16 protein-coding genes are annotated in these 18614 nt (G+C 68.6%); 15 read left to right on the top strand and 1 reads right to left on the bottom strand.

Going from position 1 to position 18614, the window contains the following annotated elements:
* Nucleotides 1-11 precede the first annotated feature (11 nt).
* From KF887_14560 to phnN, 5 genes are all read left to right on the top strand, one after another.
* The gene (locus KF887_14560) at nucleotides 12-890 is read left to right on the top strand and encodes an alpha-D-ribose 1-methylphosphonate 5-phosphate C-P-lyase PhnJ (GenBank protein QYK40622.1); all 879 of its coding nucleotides are present in this window, start codon (nucleotides 12-14) and stop codon (nucleotides 888-890) included.
* 99 nt (nucleotides 891-989) lie between these two features.
* A complete protein-coding gene (gene phnK / locus KF887_14555) occupies nucleotides 990-1763 on the top strand; it encodes a phosphonate C-P lyase system protein PhnK (GenBank protein ID QYK43591.1) in 774 nt (257 codons plus the stop codon).
* 3 nt (nucleotides 1764-1766) lie between these two features.
* On the top strand, nucleotides 1767-2726 hold the full coding sequence (locus KF887_14550; GenBank protein QYK40621.1) for a magnesium transporter CorA family protein: 960 nt from the start codon (nucleotides 1767-1769) through the stop codon (nucleotides 2724-2726).
* A 5-nt stretch (nucleotides 2727-2731) separates the two neighbouring features.
* A complete protein-coding gene (gene phnL / locus KF887_14545) occupies nucleotides 2732-3415 on the top strand; it encodes a phosphonate C-P lyase system protein PhnL (GenBank protein ID QYK43590.1) in 684 nt (227 codons plus the stop codon).
* Nucleotide 3416: 1 nt separating this feature from the next.
* On the top strand, nucleotides 3417-3965 hold the full coding sequence (gene phnN, locus KF887_14540) for a phosphonate metabolism protein/1,5-bisphosphokinase (PRPP-forming) PhnN (protein QYK40620.1): 549 nt from the start codon (nucleotides 3417-3419) through the stop codon (nucleotides 3963-3965).
* Nucleotides 3966-3997: 32 nt separating this feature from the next.
* On the opposite strand, the gene KF887_14535 is transcribed toward phnN, so the two are convergent.
* Nucleotides 3998-4681: a DUF1045 domain-containing protein gene (locus KF887_14535; protein ID QYK43589.1), complete on the bottom strand. Its 684-nt coding sequence runs from the start codon at nucleotides 4679-4681 to the stop codon at nucleotides 3998-4000.
* 86 nt (nucleotides 4682-4767) lie between these two features.
* Here KF887_14535 and KF887_14530 point away from each other — a divergent pair, with 86 nt between their 5' ends.
* The 10 genes from KF887_14530 to KF887_14485 all read left to right on the top strand — a co-directional run bounded on the left by KF887_14530 (nucleotide 4768) and on the right by KF887_14485 (nucleotide 18461).
* Nucleotides 4768-5910 carry an alpha-D-ribose 1-methylphosphonate 5-triphosphate diphosphatase gene (locus KF887_14530; GenBank protein ID QYK40619.1) on the top strand — a complete coding sequence of 381 codons (1143 nt, stop codon included), beginning with the start codon at nucleotides 4768-4770 and terminating at the stop codon, nucleotides 5908-5910.
* An 87-nt stretch (nucleotides 5911-5997) separates the two neighbouring features.
* Entirely contained in the window at nucleotides 5998-6927 is a 930-nt protein-coding gene (locus KF887_14525) for a CehA/McbA family metallohydrolase (protein ID QYK40618.1), read from the top strand.
* 88 nt (nucleotides 6928-7015) lie between these two features.
* Nucleotides 7016-7684 (top strand): phosphoribosylformylglycinamidine synthase subunit PurQ, encoded by a 669-nt coding sequence (purQ, locus tag KF887_14520; GenBank protein ID QYK40617.1) that lies wholly within the window; start codon nucleotides 7016-7018, stop codon nucleotides 7682-7684.
* A 197-nt stretch (nucleotides 7685-7881) separates the two neighbouring features.
* Nucleotides 7882-9588, top strand: a complete 1707-nt coding sequence (locus KF887_14515; protein QYK43588.1) for a sensor histidine kinase — start codon at nucleotides 7882-7884, stop codon at nucleotides 9586-9588.
* Between the two features lie 4 nt (nucleotides 9589-9592).
* Nucleotides 9593-10924: a sigma-54-dependent Fis family transcriptional regulator gene (locus KF887_14510; GenBank protein QYK40616.1), complete on the top strand. Its 1332-nt coding sequence runs from the start codon at nucleotides 9593-9595 to the stop codon at nucleotides 10922-10924.
* A gap of 4 nt (nucleotides 10925-10928) precedes the next feature.
* Complete coding sequence (locus KF887_14505; protein ID QYK40615.1) at nucleotides 10929-11735, top strand: endonuclease/exonuclease/phosphatase family protein; 807 nt, start codon at nucleotides 10929-10931, stop codon at nucleotides 11733-11735.
* Nucleotides 11736-12149: 414 nt separating this feature from the next.
* Nucleotides 12150-14897, top strand: a complete 2748-nt coding sequence (locus KF887_14500) for an Rne/Rng family ribonuclease (protein ID QYK40614.1) — start codon at nucleotides 12150-12152, stop codon at nucleotides 14895-14897.
* 73 nt (nucleotides 14898-14970) lie between these two features.
* Nucleotides 14971-15723, top strand: coding sequence for a cytochrome c biogenesis protein CcdA (locus KF887_14495; protein ID QYK40613.1), 753 nt, complete (start codon nucleotides 14971-14973; stop codon nucleotides 15721-15723).
* A 59-nt stretch (nucleotides 15724-15782) separates the two neighbouring features.
* Nucleotides 15783-17048, top strand: coding sequence for a hypothetical protein (locus KF887_14490; GenBank protein QYK40612.1), 1266 nt, complete (start codon nucleotides 15783-15785; stop codon nucleotides 17046-17048).
* Nucleotides 17049-17051: 3 nt separating this feature from the next.
* Nucleotides 17052-18461: a cytochrome P450 gene (locus tag KF887_14485; GenBank protein ID QYK40611.1), complete on the top strand. Its 1410-nt coding sequence runs from the start codon at nucleotides 17052-17054 to the stop codon at nucleotides 18459-18461.
* Nucleotides 18462-18614 lie beyond the last annotated feature (153 nt).

Raw genomic sequence — 18614 nt, 5'->3', positions numbered from 1 at the left:
CGGGCAAAAGTATGACCGACGCCGCGCTTACCCCCGCCTACAACTTCGCCTATCTGGACGAACAGACCAAGCGGATGATCCGCCGGGCGATCCTGAAGGGTCTGGCGGTGCCGGGCTATCAGGTGCCCTTCGCCAGCCGCGAGATGCCCATGCCCTATGGCTGGGGAACGGGCGGGGTGCAGGTGACGGCCGCCTGCCTGACGGCGGGCGACGTGCTGAAGGTGATCGACCAGGGGGCCGATGACACCACGAATGCCGTGTCGATCCGGCGCTTCTTCCAGCGGACGGCGGGGGTCGCCACGACGGAGCGGACGGCCGAGGCCACGATCATCCAGACCCGCCACCGCATCCCCGAGGCGCCGCTGGCCGAGGGGCAGATCCTTGTCTATCAGGTGCCGATCCCCGAACCGCTGCGGTTTCTGGAACCCCGCGAACCCGAGACCCGGAGGATGCACGCCTTGCAGGACTACGGGCTGATGCATGTGAAGCTGTACGAGGACATCGCGCGCCACGGCGCCATCGCGACCTCCTACGCCTATCCGGTGAAGGTCGAGGGGCGCTATGTGATGGATCCGTCACCGATCCCCAAGTTCGACAATCCGCGTCTGTCCGGCTGTGCCGCGATCCAGCTTTTCGGCGCGGGGCGCGAACAGCGGATCTATGCCTTGCCGCCCTGGACCGAGGCCGTCAGCCTGGACTTCGAGGATCATCCCTTCGACCCGTCGAAGGCCGCCGGGGAATGCGCGCTGTGCGGTTGCGGCACGAGCTATCTGGACGAGGTGATCGTCGACGATGCGGGCGGGCGGATGTTCGTCTGTTCCGACACCGACTGGTGCGCCGGGCGGCGCGCGGCGGGCTTCGGACCGGGGCCGCAGGAGGATGCAGCGTGATGCGGGCAGCGGTTTCATGTTCCGGCGGCCGAAGGAACCGGCAGTCCCCTGCCGCGCGCCCGGTCCGGAGGGGTCGCGATGCGGCATGAGGTTTCGGGGATGACAACCCATCCGCTTCTGTCGGTACGGGACCTGACAAAGCGCTACGGCGCGCGCATCGGATGCTCGAACGTGTCGTTCGACCTGTGGCCGGGCGAGGTCATGGGGATCGTGGGGGAAAGCGGGTCGGGCAAGTCGACCCTGCTGTCCTGTCTGGCCGGGCATCTGGTGCCCGACGCGGGTGCGGTGATCTTCGACACGCGCGAAGGCCCGCGCGACACGGTGACCATGCCCGAATCCGAGCGCCGCATGCTTGGGCGCACCGACTGGGCCTTCGTCCACCAGAACCCCCGCGACGGGCTGCGCATGGGGGTGAGCGCGGGCGGCAACGTCGGTGAACGCCTCATGGCAGTGGGCGCGCGGCACTACGGCCGGATCCGCAGCGCGGCAGAGGACTGGCTGGACCGTGTCGAGATCGACCCCGCCCGCATCGACGACCGCCCCCGCCAGTTCTCGGGCGGCATGCAGCAGCGGTTGCAGATCGCGCGGAACCTTGTGACGGGCCCGCGTCTTGTGTTCATGGATGAACCGACCGGCGGGCTGGATGTCAGCGTGCAGGCGCGGCTTCTGGACCTGCTGCGCGGGCTGGTGCGCGAGATGGGCCTGTCGGCGGTGATCGTGACGCATGATCTGGCCGTGGTGCGCCTGCTGGCCGACCGGCTGATGGTCATGAAGGGGGGGCTTGTGGTGGAACAGGGCCTGACGGATCAGGTTCTGGATGATCCGCAGCACGCCTATACGCAGCTTCTGGTCTCTTCGGTCCTGCAGGTCTGACCCATGATGTTCGCCTATCGCATCGCAGGCAACAGGTTGGAAGAGCTGGCCCCCGAGGCGCCGCTGGCCGAGGCCGTCTGGATCGACCTCTACCGTCCGCAGCCGGCCCAGGTCGATGCGGTGCAGGCGCTTGGCATCGAGGTGCCGACGCTGGCGGACATGGAGGAGATCGAGATCTCCAGCCGCCTCTACCGGGAGGATGGCATCGATTACCTGACCGTGGTGCTGCCGGGGATGTCCGAATCGAAGGAACCCATGGCCGGCCCGGTCACCTTCATCCTGACCGCTGACCGCGCCTTCACCGTCCGCCACCACGCCCCGCGCCCGTTCGAGACCTATCCCACACGGGCTGAAAAGGTCGGGCCGGGCTGCACCGGGCCGGACGCGGTGTTCCTGAGCCTGATCGAGGAGATCGTCAGCCGACTGGCCGACCTGCTGGAAGGATCGGGCCGGTCGCTCGATGCCATCGCGCGCGAGGTCTATGGCGATGCGGGCAGCACAGGCGCGGCAGAGCTTCAGCAGGCCCTGCGTCGTGTCGGGCGCGAGGGCGAGGCGGTGGCGCGGGTCCGGCTGTCGTTGCTGACGGTCGAGCGCGCGATCAGCTACTTCGGGCAGACCCTGGCGGAGGGGCTGCGCGGTGGCGGGCACAAGGGGGTCGTGAAGGGCCTGATGCGCGACATCCACGCGCTTGAGGTGCACGCCGATCACCTGTCGGCGCGCGTGGCGCTGGCGACCGATGCGACGCTGGGGATGATCAACCTCAGCCAGAACCAGACCATCAAGATCGTCTCGGTTGTCGCCGTGGTGTTCCTGCCGCCGACGGTGATCGCCTCGGCCTATGGCATGAACTTCACCAATATGCCCGAACTGGACTGGCGCTACGGCTATCCCATGGCAATCGGGATGATGCTGGCTGCCGCGGTCGGCACCTATCTGTTCTTCAAGTGGAAGAAGTGGCTATGAACCCGGTGATCGAGGTCCGCGACCTGCAGAAGCGCTTCGTGCTGCACAATCAGGGGGGCGCCGTGATCCCGGTGATGGCGGGTGCGGCGCTGGCCGTCGGCGCCGGGGAGTGTGTGGGGCTGACAGGCGCGTCGGGCGCCGGAAAATCCACCCTGATGCGCATGGTCTGGGGCAATTATCTGGCGGACGCAGGGTCCATCCGGGTGGCCGGGGTCGAGGTTGCCGGTGCCGAGCCGCGCACCGTGATCGCGCTGCGCCGGGGGACACTGGGCTATGTCAGCCAGTTCCTGCGGGTGGTGCCGCGTGTGGCAACGCTGGACGTGGTGGCCGAGCCGCTGCTTGCGCTTGGCGTCGCCGCCGACGAGGCACGCGACCGGGCACGCGGCCTTCTGGCACGGCTTAACATTCCCGAACGGCTGTGGGGCCTGTCGCCGACGACATTCTCGGGCGGCGAACAGCAGAGGGTGAACATCGCGCGCGGCTTCGTGCATGGCTATCCGGCGCTGCTGCTGGATGAACCCACGGCCAGCCTCGATGCCGCCAACCGCGAGGTCGTGCTGTCGCTGATCGACGAGGCGAAGGCGCGCGGCGCGGCGATTCTGGGCATCTTCCACGACGAAGGCGCCCGGGCGCGGGTCTGTGACCGGCTGGTGGACGTGACCGGGTTCACACCGGCGCGGGTGGCCTGAGGTGGCCGGGCGCGTCTTTGCCGTTGTCGGCCCCTCGGGTGCCGGCAAGGACACACTGATCGCGGCCGCCCGTGCGGCGCGGCCCGCGCTGCATGTGGTGCGCCGCGTGATCACGCGGCCTGAGGAGGCCGGGGGCGAGCCGTTCGAGGGCGTCACCGAGGCGGAATTCGCGGCGCGGGCCGAAGCCGGGGCATTCTGCCTGGCGTGGCGGGCGCACGGTCTTGACTATGGCATCCCCGCCAGTGCCATCGACGCCATCGCGCAGGGCCGGGATGTGGTGTTCAATGGCAGCCGGGCGATGCTCGCCGAAGCCTGGGGGGTGTTTCCCAACCTTGCCGTGATCCTTGTCACCGCTCCGATCCAGGTGCTGGCCGAACGGCTTGCGCTGCGGGGGCGCGAAACGGCACCCGACATCGCCGCAAGGCTGGCGCGGGCGCGGTATGAGGTGCCGCCCGGAATTCCGGTTCGCGTCGTGCAGAACGGCGGGTCGCTGGCCGAGGCCGAGGCGGCCTTTCTGGCCGCCCTGGCACCGGAAGGGGTGGCGCGGTGATGATCTGCCGGTCAGTCCGTGCCGGGCGGGACTCAACCCAGCGGATAGCGCCGGATCAGGCGGAACCGGCCATCCGCGCCTTCCCCGCAGAGCGCCAGACTGTCGAGCGTGAAGGGTCGCGGCAGGACCGGGGCAATCGCCGGTGCCAGTGCCGCAAGGACGGCGTCGGCCTGATCCCCGGGCAGGTTCCCCGACAGCGTGAGATGGAACTGGAACTCCTCCATCACATAGGGATAGCCCCAGCGGTCGAGGAGGGCACGCTGCCGCTCGGTCAGCCGGTCGGGATTGCGACGGGCGATCTCGGCCGCGTCCGCCGGCGCACGAAACGGGTCGAGCGCCTCGACCGCCCGTGCGGCAAGCGCCGACAGCGACGCCTGGTCGCCATCCGGGACAAGCGCCAGGAATCCGCCCAGCCGTTGGAGCCGCAACCCCGGCAGCGCGACAGCGGCAAGCCCGGCGCTGAGCGCGGCCGCGGCGGTGTCCAGATCCTCCGGCGCAACCCCCGCAGCCAGCCGGAATGGCGGCTTGATCGTCCCGTGAAAGCCGTATTTGCGGGGTGTCGCAACGACCGCCTCGCGGGGCATCGGCAGCCCGGGCACCACCGGCGCCGCCGGTTCGGTCCCGTCGCCCAGATCCCATCCCAGCCATGCCGCGCCGAAAGCCCCGAGCGGCCCGTCGGGCGCGGCGTAGATCGCATAGCGCCGATAGCCGCCGATCGCCGTCGCCTGCATTCCAGCCTCCGTTCACGCTGTTCCGCCGCCGTGATACCGGGCTGCCGACCGCTTTGCCAAGGAATACACCCATGACCGAGACAATCCTCGCCAATGCCCTCCTCGTCCGGCCGTCCGAGGTCATGCGGGGTGCGGTGGTGCTGCGCGACGGGCGGATTGCCGATATCGCCGAGGGGACGGCCGTTCCCCCCGGTGCGATCGACTGCGGCGGGGACATGGTGATGCCGGGCCTGGTGGAACTGCATACCGACAACCTGGAGCGCCATATCGAGCCGCGTCCAAGGGTGAACTGGCCGCATGCCCCGGCGATCATCGCCCATGACGCGGAACTGGCGGGCGTCGGCATCACCACGGTCTTCGATGCGCTGCGCGTCGGGTCGGTGGTGTCGAAGGCCAAGGGCAACTATGGCGAATACGCCCGCGCCCTGGCAGACGAAATCCTCGGGCTGCGGGCACAGGGTGCCCTGCGCATCAGTCACTTCCTGCACCTGCGGGCCGAGAAATGTTCCGAGACGCTGGTTGACGAGATGGCGAAGTTCGGCCCCGCCGACCGCGTGGGCATCGTCAGCCTGATGGACCACACCCCCGGCCAGCGCCAGTTCCGCAACCTGAAGTCGCTGAAGGACTATGTGATGGGCAAGCACGGCTATTCCGAGGCCGAGTTCGCCGGCCATGTCGCGAGCCAGCAGGAACTGGGCGCGCGCATGGGGGCGCTGCACGAACGGGTGGCGGTTGCCGAAGCGCGCCGGTACGGGGCGGTTCTGGCGAGCCATGACGATACCCGGCCCGAGGATGTCGCCCAAAGTGCCGCGCATGGTGTGACCTTCGCCGAGTTCCCGACCACGGTCGAGGCCGCCGAGGCCTGCCGAGCCAACGGAATTGCCGTCATGATGGGGGCGCCGAACCTGATCCGGGGCGGATCGCATTCGGGCAATGTTGCGGCGCGGGCGCTGGCCGAGGCCGATCTTCTGGACATCGTGTCGTCCGACTATGTGCCTTCGGCCCTTCTGACGGCCGCGCTGATGCTGGGCGACATCTGGGGCGACATGGCGCGCGGGGTCGCCACGGTGACCAGGGCCCCTGCGGCAGCGGCCGGGCTCGATGATCGGGGGCACCTCGACCCCGGGGCGCGCGCCGATGTGATCCGCGTCGCCCGGATCGGTGACGCGGCGGCGGTGCGCGGTGCCTGGGTGCAGGGCAGGCGGGTCGCGTGACGCGGCATCGTCATCGCGCCGTTGCCGTGCCGGTATGCTGCCGTCATTCTGGACTGCGACAAGAAGAGCATTCGAGGGAGCGCCGACATGACCACCACCCGACTGCCCGCCTTTGCCGCCCCCGGGCGGTTCTGGAAGGGGAACCTGCACACCCATTCCACCCGTTCGGATGGCGTGATCAGCCCCGAGGAGGTCTGCCGCCGCTACCGCGAGCAGGGGTATGATTTCCTGGCGCTGACCGATCACTTCGTGGGCGCCTACGGCTATCCGATCGTCGATACGACGGCGTTCCGAACCAATGCCTTCACCACCATTCCGGGGGCAGAACTGCATTCCGGCGCGATGGAAAACGGTGAGCTGTGGCACATTCTGGCGGTCGGCCTGCCGCCTGATTTCGCGCCGTCCGACAGCCCGGATTTCGAACCGGTCGACGGCCAGGAAAGCGGACCCGAACTGGCGGCACGGGCCGTGGCGGCCGGTGCTTTCGTGGCCATCGCGCATCCGCAATGGTCGGGCCTGACGCTGCGTGACGCGCGGTCCGTGACGGCGGCACACGCGGTCGAGATCTACAATCACGGATGTGCCGTGGGCTGCGACCGCCCCGATGGCACCGCGGTCGCCGACCTGCTGCTGGCCGAGGGGCGGCGGGTGACACTGATCGCGACGGATGACGCGCATTTCTACGAGCCCGACCATTTCGGCGGCTGGGTCATGGTCAAGGCCGAGGCCAATGCCCCCGACGCCCTGGTCGATGCGCTGAAGGCGGGGCATTTCTATGCCAGCCAGGGCCCCGAGATCCACGATCTGCGGATCACGCCGGACGCCGTCGAGGTCGACTGTTCCCCGGCCCAGACCGTGATCGTGCAAGGGGCAGGCACGGCCGCCGTCTCGGTGCATGGCGAGGGCATGACGACGGCGCGTGTCGCGTTGAAGCGGCTGGCACGATCGCCGTTCCTGCGTGTGACGGTGCGCGATGCCGAGGGGCGCCGCGCCTGGTCGAACCCGCATTTCCTGTGACCGGAGGCACCGCGCAGGCGCGCTTGGCACTGGCAAGCGGCGCGTCTTCGGGATAATCGGGACGCAACCGCAGTCCTGAGGTCCGCGCATGAAAGCTGCCGTCATCACCTTCCCCGGGTCGAACTGCGACCGCGACCTGGCACTGGCCTTCGCGCAGGCGGGCGCGACGGTGGAACGGGTCTGGCACAAGGATACCGCGCTGCCGCCGGGGACCGACGTGGTGGGCGTGCCGGGCGGCTTTTCGTTCGGCGACTATCTGCGCTGTGGCGCAATCGCCGCCCGGTCCCCCATATCTGCCGCGGTCGCGGCCCATGCGGCGCGTGGCGGGTTCGTTCTGGGCATCTGCAACGGGTTTCAGGTGCTGACCGAGATGGGCCTGCTGCCCGGCGTGCTGATGCGCAACGCGGGCCTTCGGTTCGTGTGCCGCAGCGTGCGGATGCGCGTGGCAACGACCGACAGCGCCTATACGGCTGGCTATGCGCCGGGGGCCGAGATCCGCATCCCGGTGGCGCATCACGACGGGAACTACACGGTCGATGCCCCGACGCTGGACCGGCTGCGCGGCGAGGACCGGATCGCCTTCGCCTATCTCGACAACCCCAACGGATCGATGGGCGATATTGCCGGAGTTCTGTCGGAGAACCGCCGCGTCCTCGGCATGATGCCCCACCCCGAACGCGCCATGACCGCCGATCACGGATCCCCGGACGGTGCGGCGGTTTTCCGCGCGCTCGTCGGCGTGGCGCTGCCTGTGTGATTGCGCCGCGCTGCGTTGCCGCGCTTGAGCGGGGGCGCCCTGCGGCCTAGACTTCGCGCATGACCGACGCCGCCGCGCCTGTTTCATCTCCCGCCGATCCGTCCGGAACCGGGGCGCCCCCGGACCTGCCGCCGGATCTGTCCCTGCCCGTCGCACCCCCGGCCACCAATCCCGTTCCCCAGGGCCTGACCTGGACGATGCGCATCGTCGTCGTTGCCCTGGCGGTGGTTGCCGGCGTGGTCGTGCTGGTCACGAACAGCTGGCTTACCGACCGCTTCTCGGATGCGACGCGGAACCGGTCGGAGGTGCGGCTGGCGCTTTACTCCGGCAATCTTGTCAGCGAGTTGCAGCGCAATTCCATCGTGCCGCTGCTGCTGTCGCGGGATCCCGAACTGATCGGGGCGCTGTCATCGGGGACATATTCCTCGACCTCGCAGCGGCTGATCTCGTTCCAGTCGGAAATCGGCGCGGCCTCGATATTGCTGCTGGACCGGGACGGGCGGGCGGTCGGTGCCACGAACCGGAACAGGCTTGGTTCGGGCCACCGCAACGCGGCCTATTTCGTCGACGCGCAGCGCACCAAGGATACGGTGTTCACGGCCACGCCCCGTGATGGCGGAGGCGGCACCGATTTCACCTATTCGCGCGCCGTGACCGCCGAGGGCAAGCTGCTGGGTGTCATCGTCGTGGCCGTGGACCTGCAGAAGTACGAACGTTCCTGGGCCGGGCTGGCGGATGCGGTGCTGGTGACCGACAGCGAGGGGCGGGTGATCCTGTCGACGGAACCCCGCTGGCGGGGACTGAAGGTGGACGAGGCGCTAGCGGTGCAGGACCCGCCATCGGCCATCCGCCGCGCGGTGCAGATTGCGCAGGACTGGACGCAGGAGCCGCCCGACGCCTATGTGCGGGGCGAGGCCGTGATCCGGGCGGAGGCGCGCGTGCCGTTCCGCGGCTGGCGCATCGTGACCTTCACCGCGCTCGATTCCGTGCGTGAGCGGGTCAATTCCGTGCTGGCGCTCGAAATCATGGGTTTCGCCATCCTGCTGGCCGCGACATTCTACATCTTCTCGCGCCGCGCCTGGTCGCGCACGGTCAGCTTCCAGCGTGAGTCGGCCGAACTGCGGCTGCTGAACGCCCGGCTGCAGCGCGCGATTGCCGAGCGCGAGAAGGTGCGCAAGGATCTGGCCGTGGCCGAGGCGACGCTGGCACAATCGTCGAAACTGGCGGCACTGGGCGAGATGTCGGCGGCCGTCAGCCACGAGCTGAATCAGCCCCTTGCCGCGATGAAGACCTATCTGGCCGGCGCGCGCCTGTTGCTGCAACGGCGCAGGCCGGAAGAGGCGCTGTCGTCGTTCCAGCGGATCGACGACCTGATCGAGCGGATGGGCGCGATCACGCGGCAGCTCAAGTCCTATGCACGCAAGGGCGGCGAGGCATTCGAGCCGGTGGATGTGCGGGCCTGCCTGTCCTCGGCGCTGTCGATGATGGAACCGCAGCTGAAGGCGAGGGTGGTGCGGATCACCCGTGCGGTGCCGCGCAAGCCGGTCATGGTGATGGCCGATCGCATCCGGCTGGAACAGGTGATCATCAACCTGCTGCGCAACGCGCTCGACGCGACCAAGGGCGTGGCTGAGCCGCGCATCGACCTGACACTTGCCGAGGATGAGGCCGTGCGCCTGTCGGTGCGCGACAACGGCCATGGCATCGCCGATCTCGCCAATCTGTTCGAACCCTTCTACACCACCAAGAAACCGGGTGAGGGCGTCGGGCTGGGTCTGGCCATCTCCTCGGGCATCGTCACCGATCTGGGCGGTCGCCTGACCGCACGCAACGGTGAAGGCGGCGGGGCTGTGTTCGAGGTGCAGTTGCCGCTACTCAGGCGCGACATGGAAGCAGCGGAGTGACGTGATGGCCCGTGCGATGAAAGTGGCGATCGTCGATGACGAGGCGGACATGCGCCAGTCGATCAGCCAGTGGCTGGCCCTGTCGGGCTTCGATACAGAGACCTATGCCAGTGCCGAGGAGGCCCTGAAGGGAATCGGCGCCGACTTTCCCGGTGTTGTCGTCAGCGACATCAAGATGCCGGGCATGGATGGAATGGCCTTCCTCAAGCGGCTGATGAGCGTGGATTCGGGCCTGCCGGTGATCATGATCACCGGTCATGGAGATGTGCCGATGGCGGTCGAGGCGATGCGGATCGGCGCCTATGACTTCCTCGAAAAGCCGTTCAACCCCGACCGGATGACCGAACTGGCCAAGAAGGCCACCCAGACCCGCCGGATGACGCTGGACAACCGCGCTCTGCGCCGGGAACTGGCGGACGGCTCCAGCGTGATGAAGAAGCTGATCGGCACCTCGGCCGTGATGGACCGGCTGCGCGAGGATATCCTCGATCTGGGGCAGGCGGACGGTCACGTCCTGATCGACGGGGAAACCGGCACGGGCAAGACGCTGGTGGCCCATGCGCTGCACGCGGTCGGCCCGCGCGGGTCGAAGAAGTTCGTGACCATCAACTGCGCCGCCTGGGCGGAGGAGCAGCTGTCCGCCCGCCTGTTCGGACCGGTCGAGGAAGGCGCGACACTGCCCATGGTCGAGGAGGCGCGCGGCGGAACACTGTGCCTTGAGGATATCGAGGCGATGCCGGGCGCCCTGCAGGCGCGGCTGCTGACCGTGATCAACGATCAGGGCACGCCACCCGAGACGCGGATCATCGCGATCTGCAACCAGCACGCCCCCGACAAGACGCTGGAGCAGTTGCTGCGCCCCGACCTGTTCTACCGGCTGGGCGCGATGACGATCGTCTGCCCGCCCCTGCGGACACGCGGCGAGGATATCCTGACGCTGTTCACGCGCCTGTCCGAACAGTTCGCCGAGGAATATGGCTGCGATGCACCGCAGGTCACGGCGCAGGAGGCAGCGCAGCTGCTTCAGGCGCCCTGGCCCGGCAACGTGCGGCAGCTGGTGAACGTGGCGGAACGCGCGGTCCTGCAGAATCGGCGGGGAACGGGCTCGATCGCCAGCCTGCTGATGGCCGACAACGAGGCGGCCGGACCGACCCTGACGACCGAGGGCAAGCCCCTGCGCGACTACGTCGATGCCTTCGAGCGGATGCTGATCGACAACACGATGCGCCGCCACAAGGGCAGCATCGTCGCGGTGATGGAGGAACTGTGCCTGCCCCGCCGCACCCTGAACGAGAAGATGGCAAAGTACGGCCTGACGCGGGCCGACTACGTCTGACCGGATGCGTATCGTCAGCCTGAACGCCTGGGGCGGCGCGCTGTGGCCCGCGCTTGCGGCCTGGGTTCCCGCGGTCCGGGCAGATGTGCTCTGCCTGCAGGAGGTTACCCAGTCGGTCGCACCAGGTCCGGACTGGCTGCGCTATGTGGATGACGAACGCGCGCTGGATCAGCGGTCGGATCTCTTTGCCGATGTCTCGGCGCTGCTGCCGGGCCACCGGGGGCAGTTCTGCGCGGCCGCGCAGGGGCCGCTGCGCGATGCGCAGGGGGGTATCCACGCGTCGCTGCACGGCATTGCCACCTGGATCGACCGGGGGCTGACCGTGACCGGGCAGGTTCAGGGATTCGCGCATGGCGCCTTCCGCCCGGACGGCTGGGGGGCGCCGCCGGTGCCGCGCGCCCTGCACATCCTGCGCATTCATGTGCCGCGCCTTGCCCGTCATGTCGTGATCGGGCACCTGCACGGCTTGCGCGACCCGGATGGCAAAGGCGATACCCCGGCCCGCGTGGATCAGGCACGGCGCGTTGTCTCGGCCCTGGCCACACTGCGCGCGCCAGGCGATCCGGTGATTCTGGCGGGCGACCTCAACATCCTGCCCGGCAGCGCCACCTTCGCCATAATGCGCGAGATCGGGCTGACCGATCTGGTCATCGCGGGGGGACACAGGGACACGCGGACCTCGCACTACCGCAAGTCGCAGCGCCATGCCGATTACCTGCTGGTGTCGCCCGAGGTGCCGGTGCGTGCCTTCGATGTGCCCGCGCTGCCCGAGGTATCCGACCATCGCCCGCTGATTCTCGACATCGGCTGACCGGGCCCGGAGCGTTGGCAGCGCCCCTGACCGCAGAAATCGCCCATTGTATTTGTCGCGGCTTTCCCGCTAGGTTCGCGGAACGCGGGGTTCGCCTCGCCGACAAATTCTCTGCATCGCCGGATTTGCGCCCGCCAAAGGTGTTGCCGACCCTGCAGCCGGATCGGCCGAAAGGCCGCTGAATTGCCCGCAAGTCATTGGCGAAACGGGCTTTTGAAGGTGGGTGGCGCAAGCCGCCCAGATGTGAACCGCGATGATGCGCGCGATATTGGACAGGAAATGCGACGTCTGCCCCACGGGCAGTCCGCAGCTATGGCCGATGCGCGCTACCGCCCGAACAAGCCGCCCGTCATCCCGTGACCCCGCCGCCGGTCCCCCGGGGGCCGTCTCGCGATCCGGGCGCAATGGACCAACATGCCCAAGAAGATGCTTATCGATGCCACCCACGCCGAAGAGACCCGCGTGGTCGTGGTGGACGGAAACAAGGTCGAGGAATTCGATTTTGAGACACTGAACAAGCGGCAGCTGGCGGGGAACATCTACCTCGCCAAGGTGACGCGCGTCGAACCCTCGCTGCAGGCGGCGTTCGTGGACTACGGCGGGAACCGCCACGGGTTCCTTGCCTTCGCCGAAATTCACCCGGACTACTACCAGATCCCCGTGGCCGACCGTAAGGCGCTGCTGGACGAGGAGCGCGCGCTCGCGCGGGCCGAGGAAGAAGAGGAAAACGGCCGTTCGCGCCGGTCCTCCGCGCGCGGGTCACGCCCGGCACCAAAAGCCGAGACGGCACAGGCCGGCGTCGTGGTCACGGGTGAAACGGCAGAGCCTGCGCAGGGCATCGCCGGTATGGATGTGGTCGATCTCGGTGAGGATACCGATGCCGACGGCCTCGTCGCGGTACCCGTCGCCCCGGAGCCCGAGCACGAGGAAGCCGAGGCCGAGCGCCCCTATCGTGCAATGGACCACGCGACCGACCTTGACGACGAGATCGAGTCGGTCGCCGAGGAGGACGTCGCCGAGGAGATCCAGTCGCCCCGGAAGCCGCGGGCGCGCCGCTACAAGATCCAGGAAGTCATCAAGGTCCGCCAGATCATGCTGGTGCAGGTGGTAAAGGAGGAGCGCGGCAACAAGGGGGCGGCGCTGACCACCTATCTCAGCCTTGCCGGCCGCTATTGCGTGCTGATGCCGAACACGGCGCGGGGCGGCGGGATCTCGCGCAAGATCACGCAGGCCGCCGACCGCAAGAAGCTGAAGGAAATCGCGGGCGAGATGGAGGTGCCGGAAGGTGCCGGCCTGATCATCCGGACCGCAGGTGCCAAGCGCACCAAGCCCGAGATCAAGCGCGACTACGAGTACCTGATGCGCCTGTGGGAACAGATCCGCGAGCTGACGCTGAAATCCATCGCGCCCGCCGCAATCTATGAGGAAGGCGACCTGATCAAGCGGTCGATCCGCGATCTCTATTCGCGCGAGATCGACGAGGTGCTGGTCGAGGGCGAGGCGGGCTATCGCACCGCCAAGGACTTCATGAAGATGATCATGCCGTCCCACGCGCGCCAGGTGCAGCGCTATGACGACCCGATGCCGCTGTTCGCGCGGCACGGGGTCGAAAGCTATCTGGCCTCGATGTTCAACCCGACCGTTCAACTGAAATCCGGCGGCTACATCGTCATCGGCGTGACCGAGGCCCTCGTGGCGATCGACGTCAACTCGGGCCGTGCCACCAAGGAAGGCTCGATCGAGGAAACCGCCCTCAAGACCAACCTTGAGGCGGCCGATGAGGTGGCCCGCCAGTTGCGCCTGCGCGACCTGGCCGGCCTGATCGTGATCGACTTCATCGACATGGAGGAACGGCGCAACAACGCCGCGGTCGAGAAGCGCCTGAAAGACAAGCTCAAGACCGACCGCGCGCGCATCCAGGTGGGGCGGATCAGCGGTTTCGGCCTGCTGGAGATGAGCCGGCAGCGGCTGCGGCCGGGAATGCTGGAAAGCACCACCCAGCCCTGCCCGCATTGCCATGGAACGGGCCTGATCCGGTCGGACGACAGCATGGCGCTGACGATCCTGCGCGCACTGGAAGAGGAAGGAACGCGCCGCCGGTCGAAAGAGGTGCTGCTGCGTGCCCCGGTGGGCATCGTGAACTACCTGTTCAACCAGAAACGCGAGCATCTTGCGCTGATCGAGGCGCGCTATGGCATGGCGGTGCGGATCGAGGCCGACCCCAAGCTGGTGTCGCCCGACTACAGCCTGGAGAAGTTCAAGACCGCGACCCGTGTGGTCCCGGAAACCCCGCGCACGGTGATTTCGGGCAATGCCAGCCTGATGGGTGAGGCGGTCGAGGAGATCGAGGACGACGAGGATCTGCCGCTGGAAGAGGCCGACGAGGTCGACGCCGATGCGGCCGCCGTCGAGGAGGATCGCACCGAGGCCGGATCCAACGGCGACGGCGCCCCCGGCAAGAAGAAGCGTCGTCGGCGTCGGCGTCGGCGGGGCGCGTCCGGTGACAAGGCCAACGGCGCCGACGGTCAGGCGCAGGATGCGTCGGATGACGAGGAGGACGGCGACGACGGGGAAGAACCTGATGTCACGCCCGACGCGGCGCCCGAGGCCATGGGTGCGGACCCTGCACCCGAAGTGCCCGCCGCGGCAGAGGTCGTGACCGAACCGCAGGACATCGCACCCGCCAAACCAGCCCGCACCCGGACCAGCCGCAGCCGCAAGCCGAAGGCCGATGCCACGGCATCGACGCCTGCACCGGCCGCGCCCGCACCTGCACCCGCGCCTGCGGACAAGCCGAAAAGCACCCGGTCTCGGAGCCGCAAGGCCGCCCCGGCGGCGGAGTCGCAGGTCGATGTCGTGGCGGTCGAGCCCCCGGCGCCGGACATGGCGCACGCGCTGCTGCCCGATCCGGGCGAGACCGTGGCCGAGGCCGGTGCCCCGGTTCCCGATCCGGCGCTGTTCGATGCCGTCCCGGCACCCGCAGAGGTTGACCCTCCTGCCGCTGAGCCTGCACCTCCGGCATCCTTGTTGCCCGATCCGGGCGAAGGTCCTGCCAACGCGCCTGACCTGTCCCCTGATCCGGGCCAGTACGAGCCCGCGCCGACCGCCGCCGCCGAGCCTGCCAAGCCGCGCCGCAAGGGCTGGTGGTCACTGGGCCGCTGAGGCTACGCGAACGTGAAAGGCGGGTGCGTGACGTCGCGCCCGCCGCAGGCTAAGGCGAGCATGGGGGAACGCCGTGGCCGGATTTGACCTGATTGACGCAAGCCTGCTGCCTGCCATGCTGATTGCACTGGCGGCGGGGGTCCTGTCGTTCCTGTCGCCCTGCGTGCTGCCCATCGTGCCGCCCTATCTGGCCTACATGGGCGGCATCAGCATGGGCGAGATGAAGGGGGCCGCCGCCGCGCGCCGCCGCGTGGTGTTGCCTGCCCTTTTCTTCGTGATGGGCCTGTCGACGGTCTTCCTGTTCCTGGGTTTCACCGCGTCGGTCATGGGGCGGTTCTTTCTGGAGTATCAGGAACGCCTGGCCCAGGTATCGGGCGCGGTGGTGATCGTGTTCGGCCTGCATTTCCTGGGTGTCTTCCGGATTCCGATCCTCGACCGCGAGGCGCGGCTCGATGCGGGGGATCGGGGCGGCTCGGCGTTCGGCGCCTATCTTCTCGGCCTGGCCTTCGCCTTCGGCTGGACGCCCTGCATCGGGCCGCAGCTCGGCGCGATCCTGTCCATCGCGGCCGCCGAGGCCAGCGTGGCCCGCGGCACTCTGCTGCTGGGTGTCTATGCGCTCGGGCTCGGGATGCCGTTCCTGCTGGCGGCGCTGTTCATCGGCCGGGCGATCGGGCTGATGGGGCGGCTGAAGCGCCACATGCGGCTGATCGAACGGATCATGGGCGTGCTTCTGGTCATCGTCGGCGTTGCGTTGATGACCGGGGCATTCTCGGCGTTTTCCTGGTGGCTGCTCGAGACATTCCCCGCCCTGGCCGTGCTCGGCTGACCCCCGCCCACAATTCTGCCAGAATGACCGGGCAAAGCAGTGCCGAAGGGAAGGGGCAGATGCGCGACGACCGGCACAAGGACGAGCGGGATGAGGGGCCGGGCGCCTTTCGCCGCCGCGTGTTCTACATACCGGGCTACGACCCGTTCCACCCCCGCCGCTACCGCGAGCTTTACCGCAAGGAAGGCACGGCCCAGGCAGCCCTGTCGGGCTATGAACTGACGCTGCGGCCGCGCCGTGGCAAGGGGAGCTATGGCTGGCACGTCTCGACCCGCATCGACGGGGCCGAGACCCGTGCGGATGTCGAGGTTCTGGTCTGGTCCGACATCGTCAAGACCTCGATGGATGCCGGGATCCTCGCCACCTATGCCCAGCTTGCCCGCACGGCCGCGCTCTACATCGGAACGGGCGCGCTGTTCCGGCTGATGCGGCTGCGGGCCGGGCCGGTGATTGCGGCGCTGTATCCGGTGGTGATGCTGCTGGCGCAACTGGGCGTGGCGCTGGCTGCGGGCTGGCTGGCGGCGCGGGGCGCGGCGCTGGCGATGCCGGATCTCGTGGACATGTGGCACGGCCTGATTGTGCTTTGCATCGTGGGCGGTATCGCGGCCAGCCTCGTGCTGGCCGGGTTCCGGCGGATCGATAACCGGCTGATGGCGTGGTATCTCATGCACGACTATGCCTTCACCGCGCGCGACCTCGGGGCCGACCCGCCCGAACTTGCCGCCCGCATGGCCGACTTCCGCCAGACCATTGCCACGGCCATGACCGAGGATTGGGACGAGGTGCTGGTGATCGGACACTCCTCGGGCGCGCATCTGGGTGTATCGGTGCTCGCCGACATGATCCGGGACGGCCTGCCGGGGCATCACCCGGCCCTTTCCTTCCTGACGCTGGGGCAGGTCGTGCCAATGGTCAGCTTCCTGCCCCGGGCGCGGAAGTTGCGGGGCGACCTCGCCTTTCTTTCCACCGCCGACGCGCTGACCTGGGTGGACATCAGCGCGCCGGGTGACGGCTGCGCTTTTGCGCTCTGCGATCCTGTCGCCGTATCGGGCGTGGCCCCGCCGGGCAAGCGCTGGCCGCTGGTCGTGTCGGCCGCCTTCACGCAGACGCTGGCACCCGCGACCCTGCACGCCCTGCGCCGCCGCTATTTCCGGCTGCATTTCCAGTATCTCTGCGCCTTCGACGCGCTGCCCGGCCAGCCTTGGGACTACGACTATTTCCGCATCACCGCAGGCCCCCGGACCCTCGCCGACCATTTCGCGGGACGCCCTCCCTCGGCCAGCCGGATCGAGAGGCCGGTGAACCGCTTTACCGCCGTCGCCTGACCCATGTCCGGCCCGCTGCCCCTTGCCGGTTCCGGCGGTCCCGCGGATGCCCCGGCCGGGCTTCCGCCCAAGCCTGCCCCCCGGCCCGACCGGGTCAGCCTGTGGCGCTACCTGCGCCTGTTCCGGCGCGATATCCTGTCGGCGCAACCCGCCAAGCTCTACCGCGCCTGGATGGCGGAATTCCGCACGCCGTTCTTCCGCAGCTACATGTGCAACGATCCCGCCCTGATCGACCTGGTGCTGAAGGAGCGGCCGGACGACTTCCCCAAGTCAGCCCGCGTGGCCGAGGGCTTGCGGCCGCTACTGGGTCAGTCGGTGTTCGTGACCAACGGCGACCTGTGGAAGCGGCAGCGTCGCATCATCGACCCGGCATTCGAGGGGGGGCGCCTGCGCGACGCGTTTCCCGCGATGCTGGCGGCCGCCGACGCGGCGGCGGCGCGCATCACGGCCGGCGAGATCGAGGTCGAGGAGGCGGCCAGCCATGCCGCCGCTGATGTCATATTCCGGACGCTGTTCTCGATTCCCATCGAGCACCGCGCCGCACAGGCTGTATTCCATGCCTTCCGCGCACATCAACGCACCCAGCCCATCCTGAACCTTGCGGCTTTCGTGCCCTTGCCCGCGTGGTTTCCGCGCATGCATCGCCGCGCCACGCGCAGCACCGCCGCGCATATCCGGCGGCTGATCGAAGACATGACCACCGCGAGGGCGAAGGCCATCGCGGCAGGCACCGCGCCCGACGACCTGGCGACCAAGATCATGACAACCGCCGACCCGGTGACGGGCGAACGGTTCGGCACGCAGGAAATGGTCGATCAGGTCGCGATCTTCTTTCTGGCGGGGCACGAGACCTCGGCCTCGGCGCTTGGCTGGGCGCTCTACCTTCTGGCCACCCACCCCCGCGCGCAGGAGCGTGTGGCGGTCGAGGCCGCCGCGCTGCCCGATCCGCCCGGCTTCTCGGACCTGTCGCGCCTGCGTTTCACCCGCGACGTGTTCCGCGAGACGCTGCGCCTTTATCCGCCGGTGCCCATGATGGTGCGCGAGACAACGCGGGCCGAGACGTTTCGCGGACGCGCGGTTGCGCCCGGTGCCCAGGTCGTCCTGTCGCCATGGCACCTGCACCGCCACGAACGGCTTTGGGCCGACCCCGACGCGTTCGATCCTGACCGCTGGCAGACCGAGGACGGGCGCGCATCGTCACGCAATGCCTGGATCCCATTCTCGGCCGGACCGCGCGTCTGCACCGGCGCGGGCTTTGCGATGGCCGAGGGCGTGATCCTGCTGGCCCGCCTGGTCCGCGCCTGGCAGTTCGATCCGGTTCCCGGCAGCGTTCCCGTGCCCGAGGCGCACCTGACCGTTCGAGCCCGCGACGGCATCCGGTTGCAGGCGACGCCGCGCACCGCCCTTGCCTGAGTCTGCCCTGCGGCCGACTGCGCAACGCTCCGCCATATGCCGACGCCGCGTCTTGCCGCAAACCCGCCACAGGCGCATGGTGAATGCACAGAAGGGGCCCACCCGGGGCAAGGTTGACTCGGGGCTCCCCGACCCCCAGATATGGCGACCGAC

Source organism: Paracoccaceae bacterium, assembly GCA_019454225.1.
Taxonomy (GTDB): Bacteria; Pseudomonadota; Alphaproteobacteria; order Rhodobacterales; family Rhodobacteraceae.
This window is presented reverse-complemented; position numbering and strand designations above follow the sequence as displayed.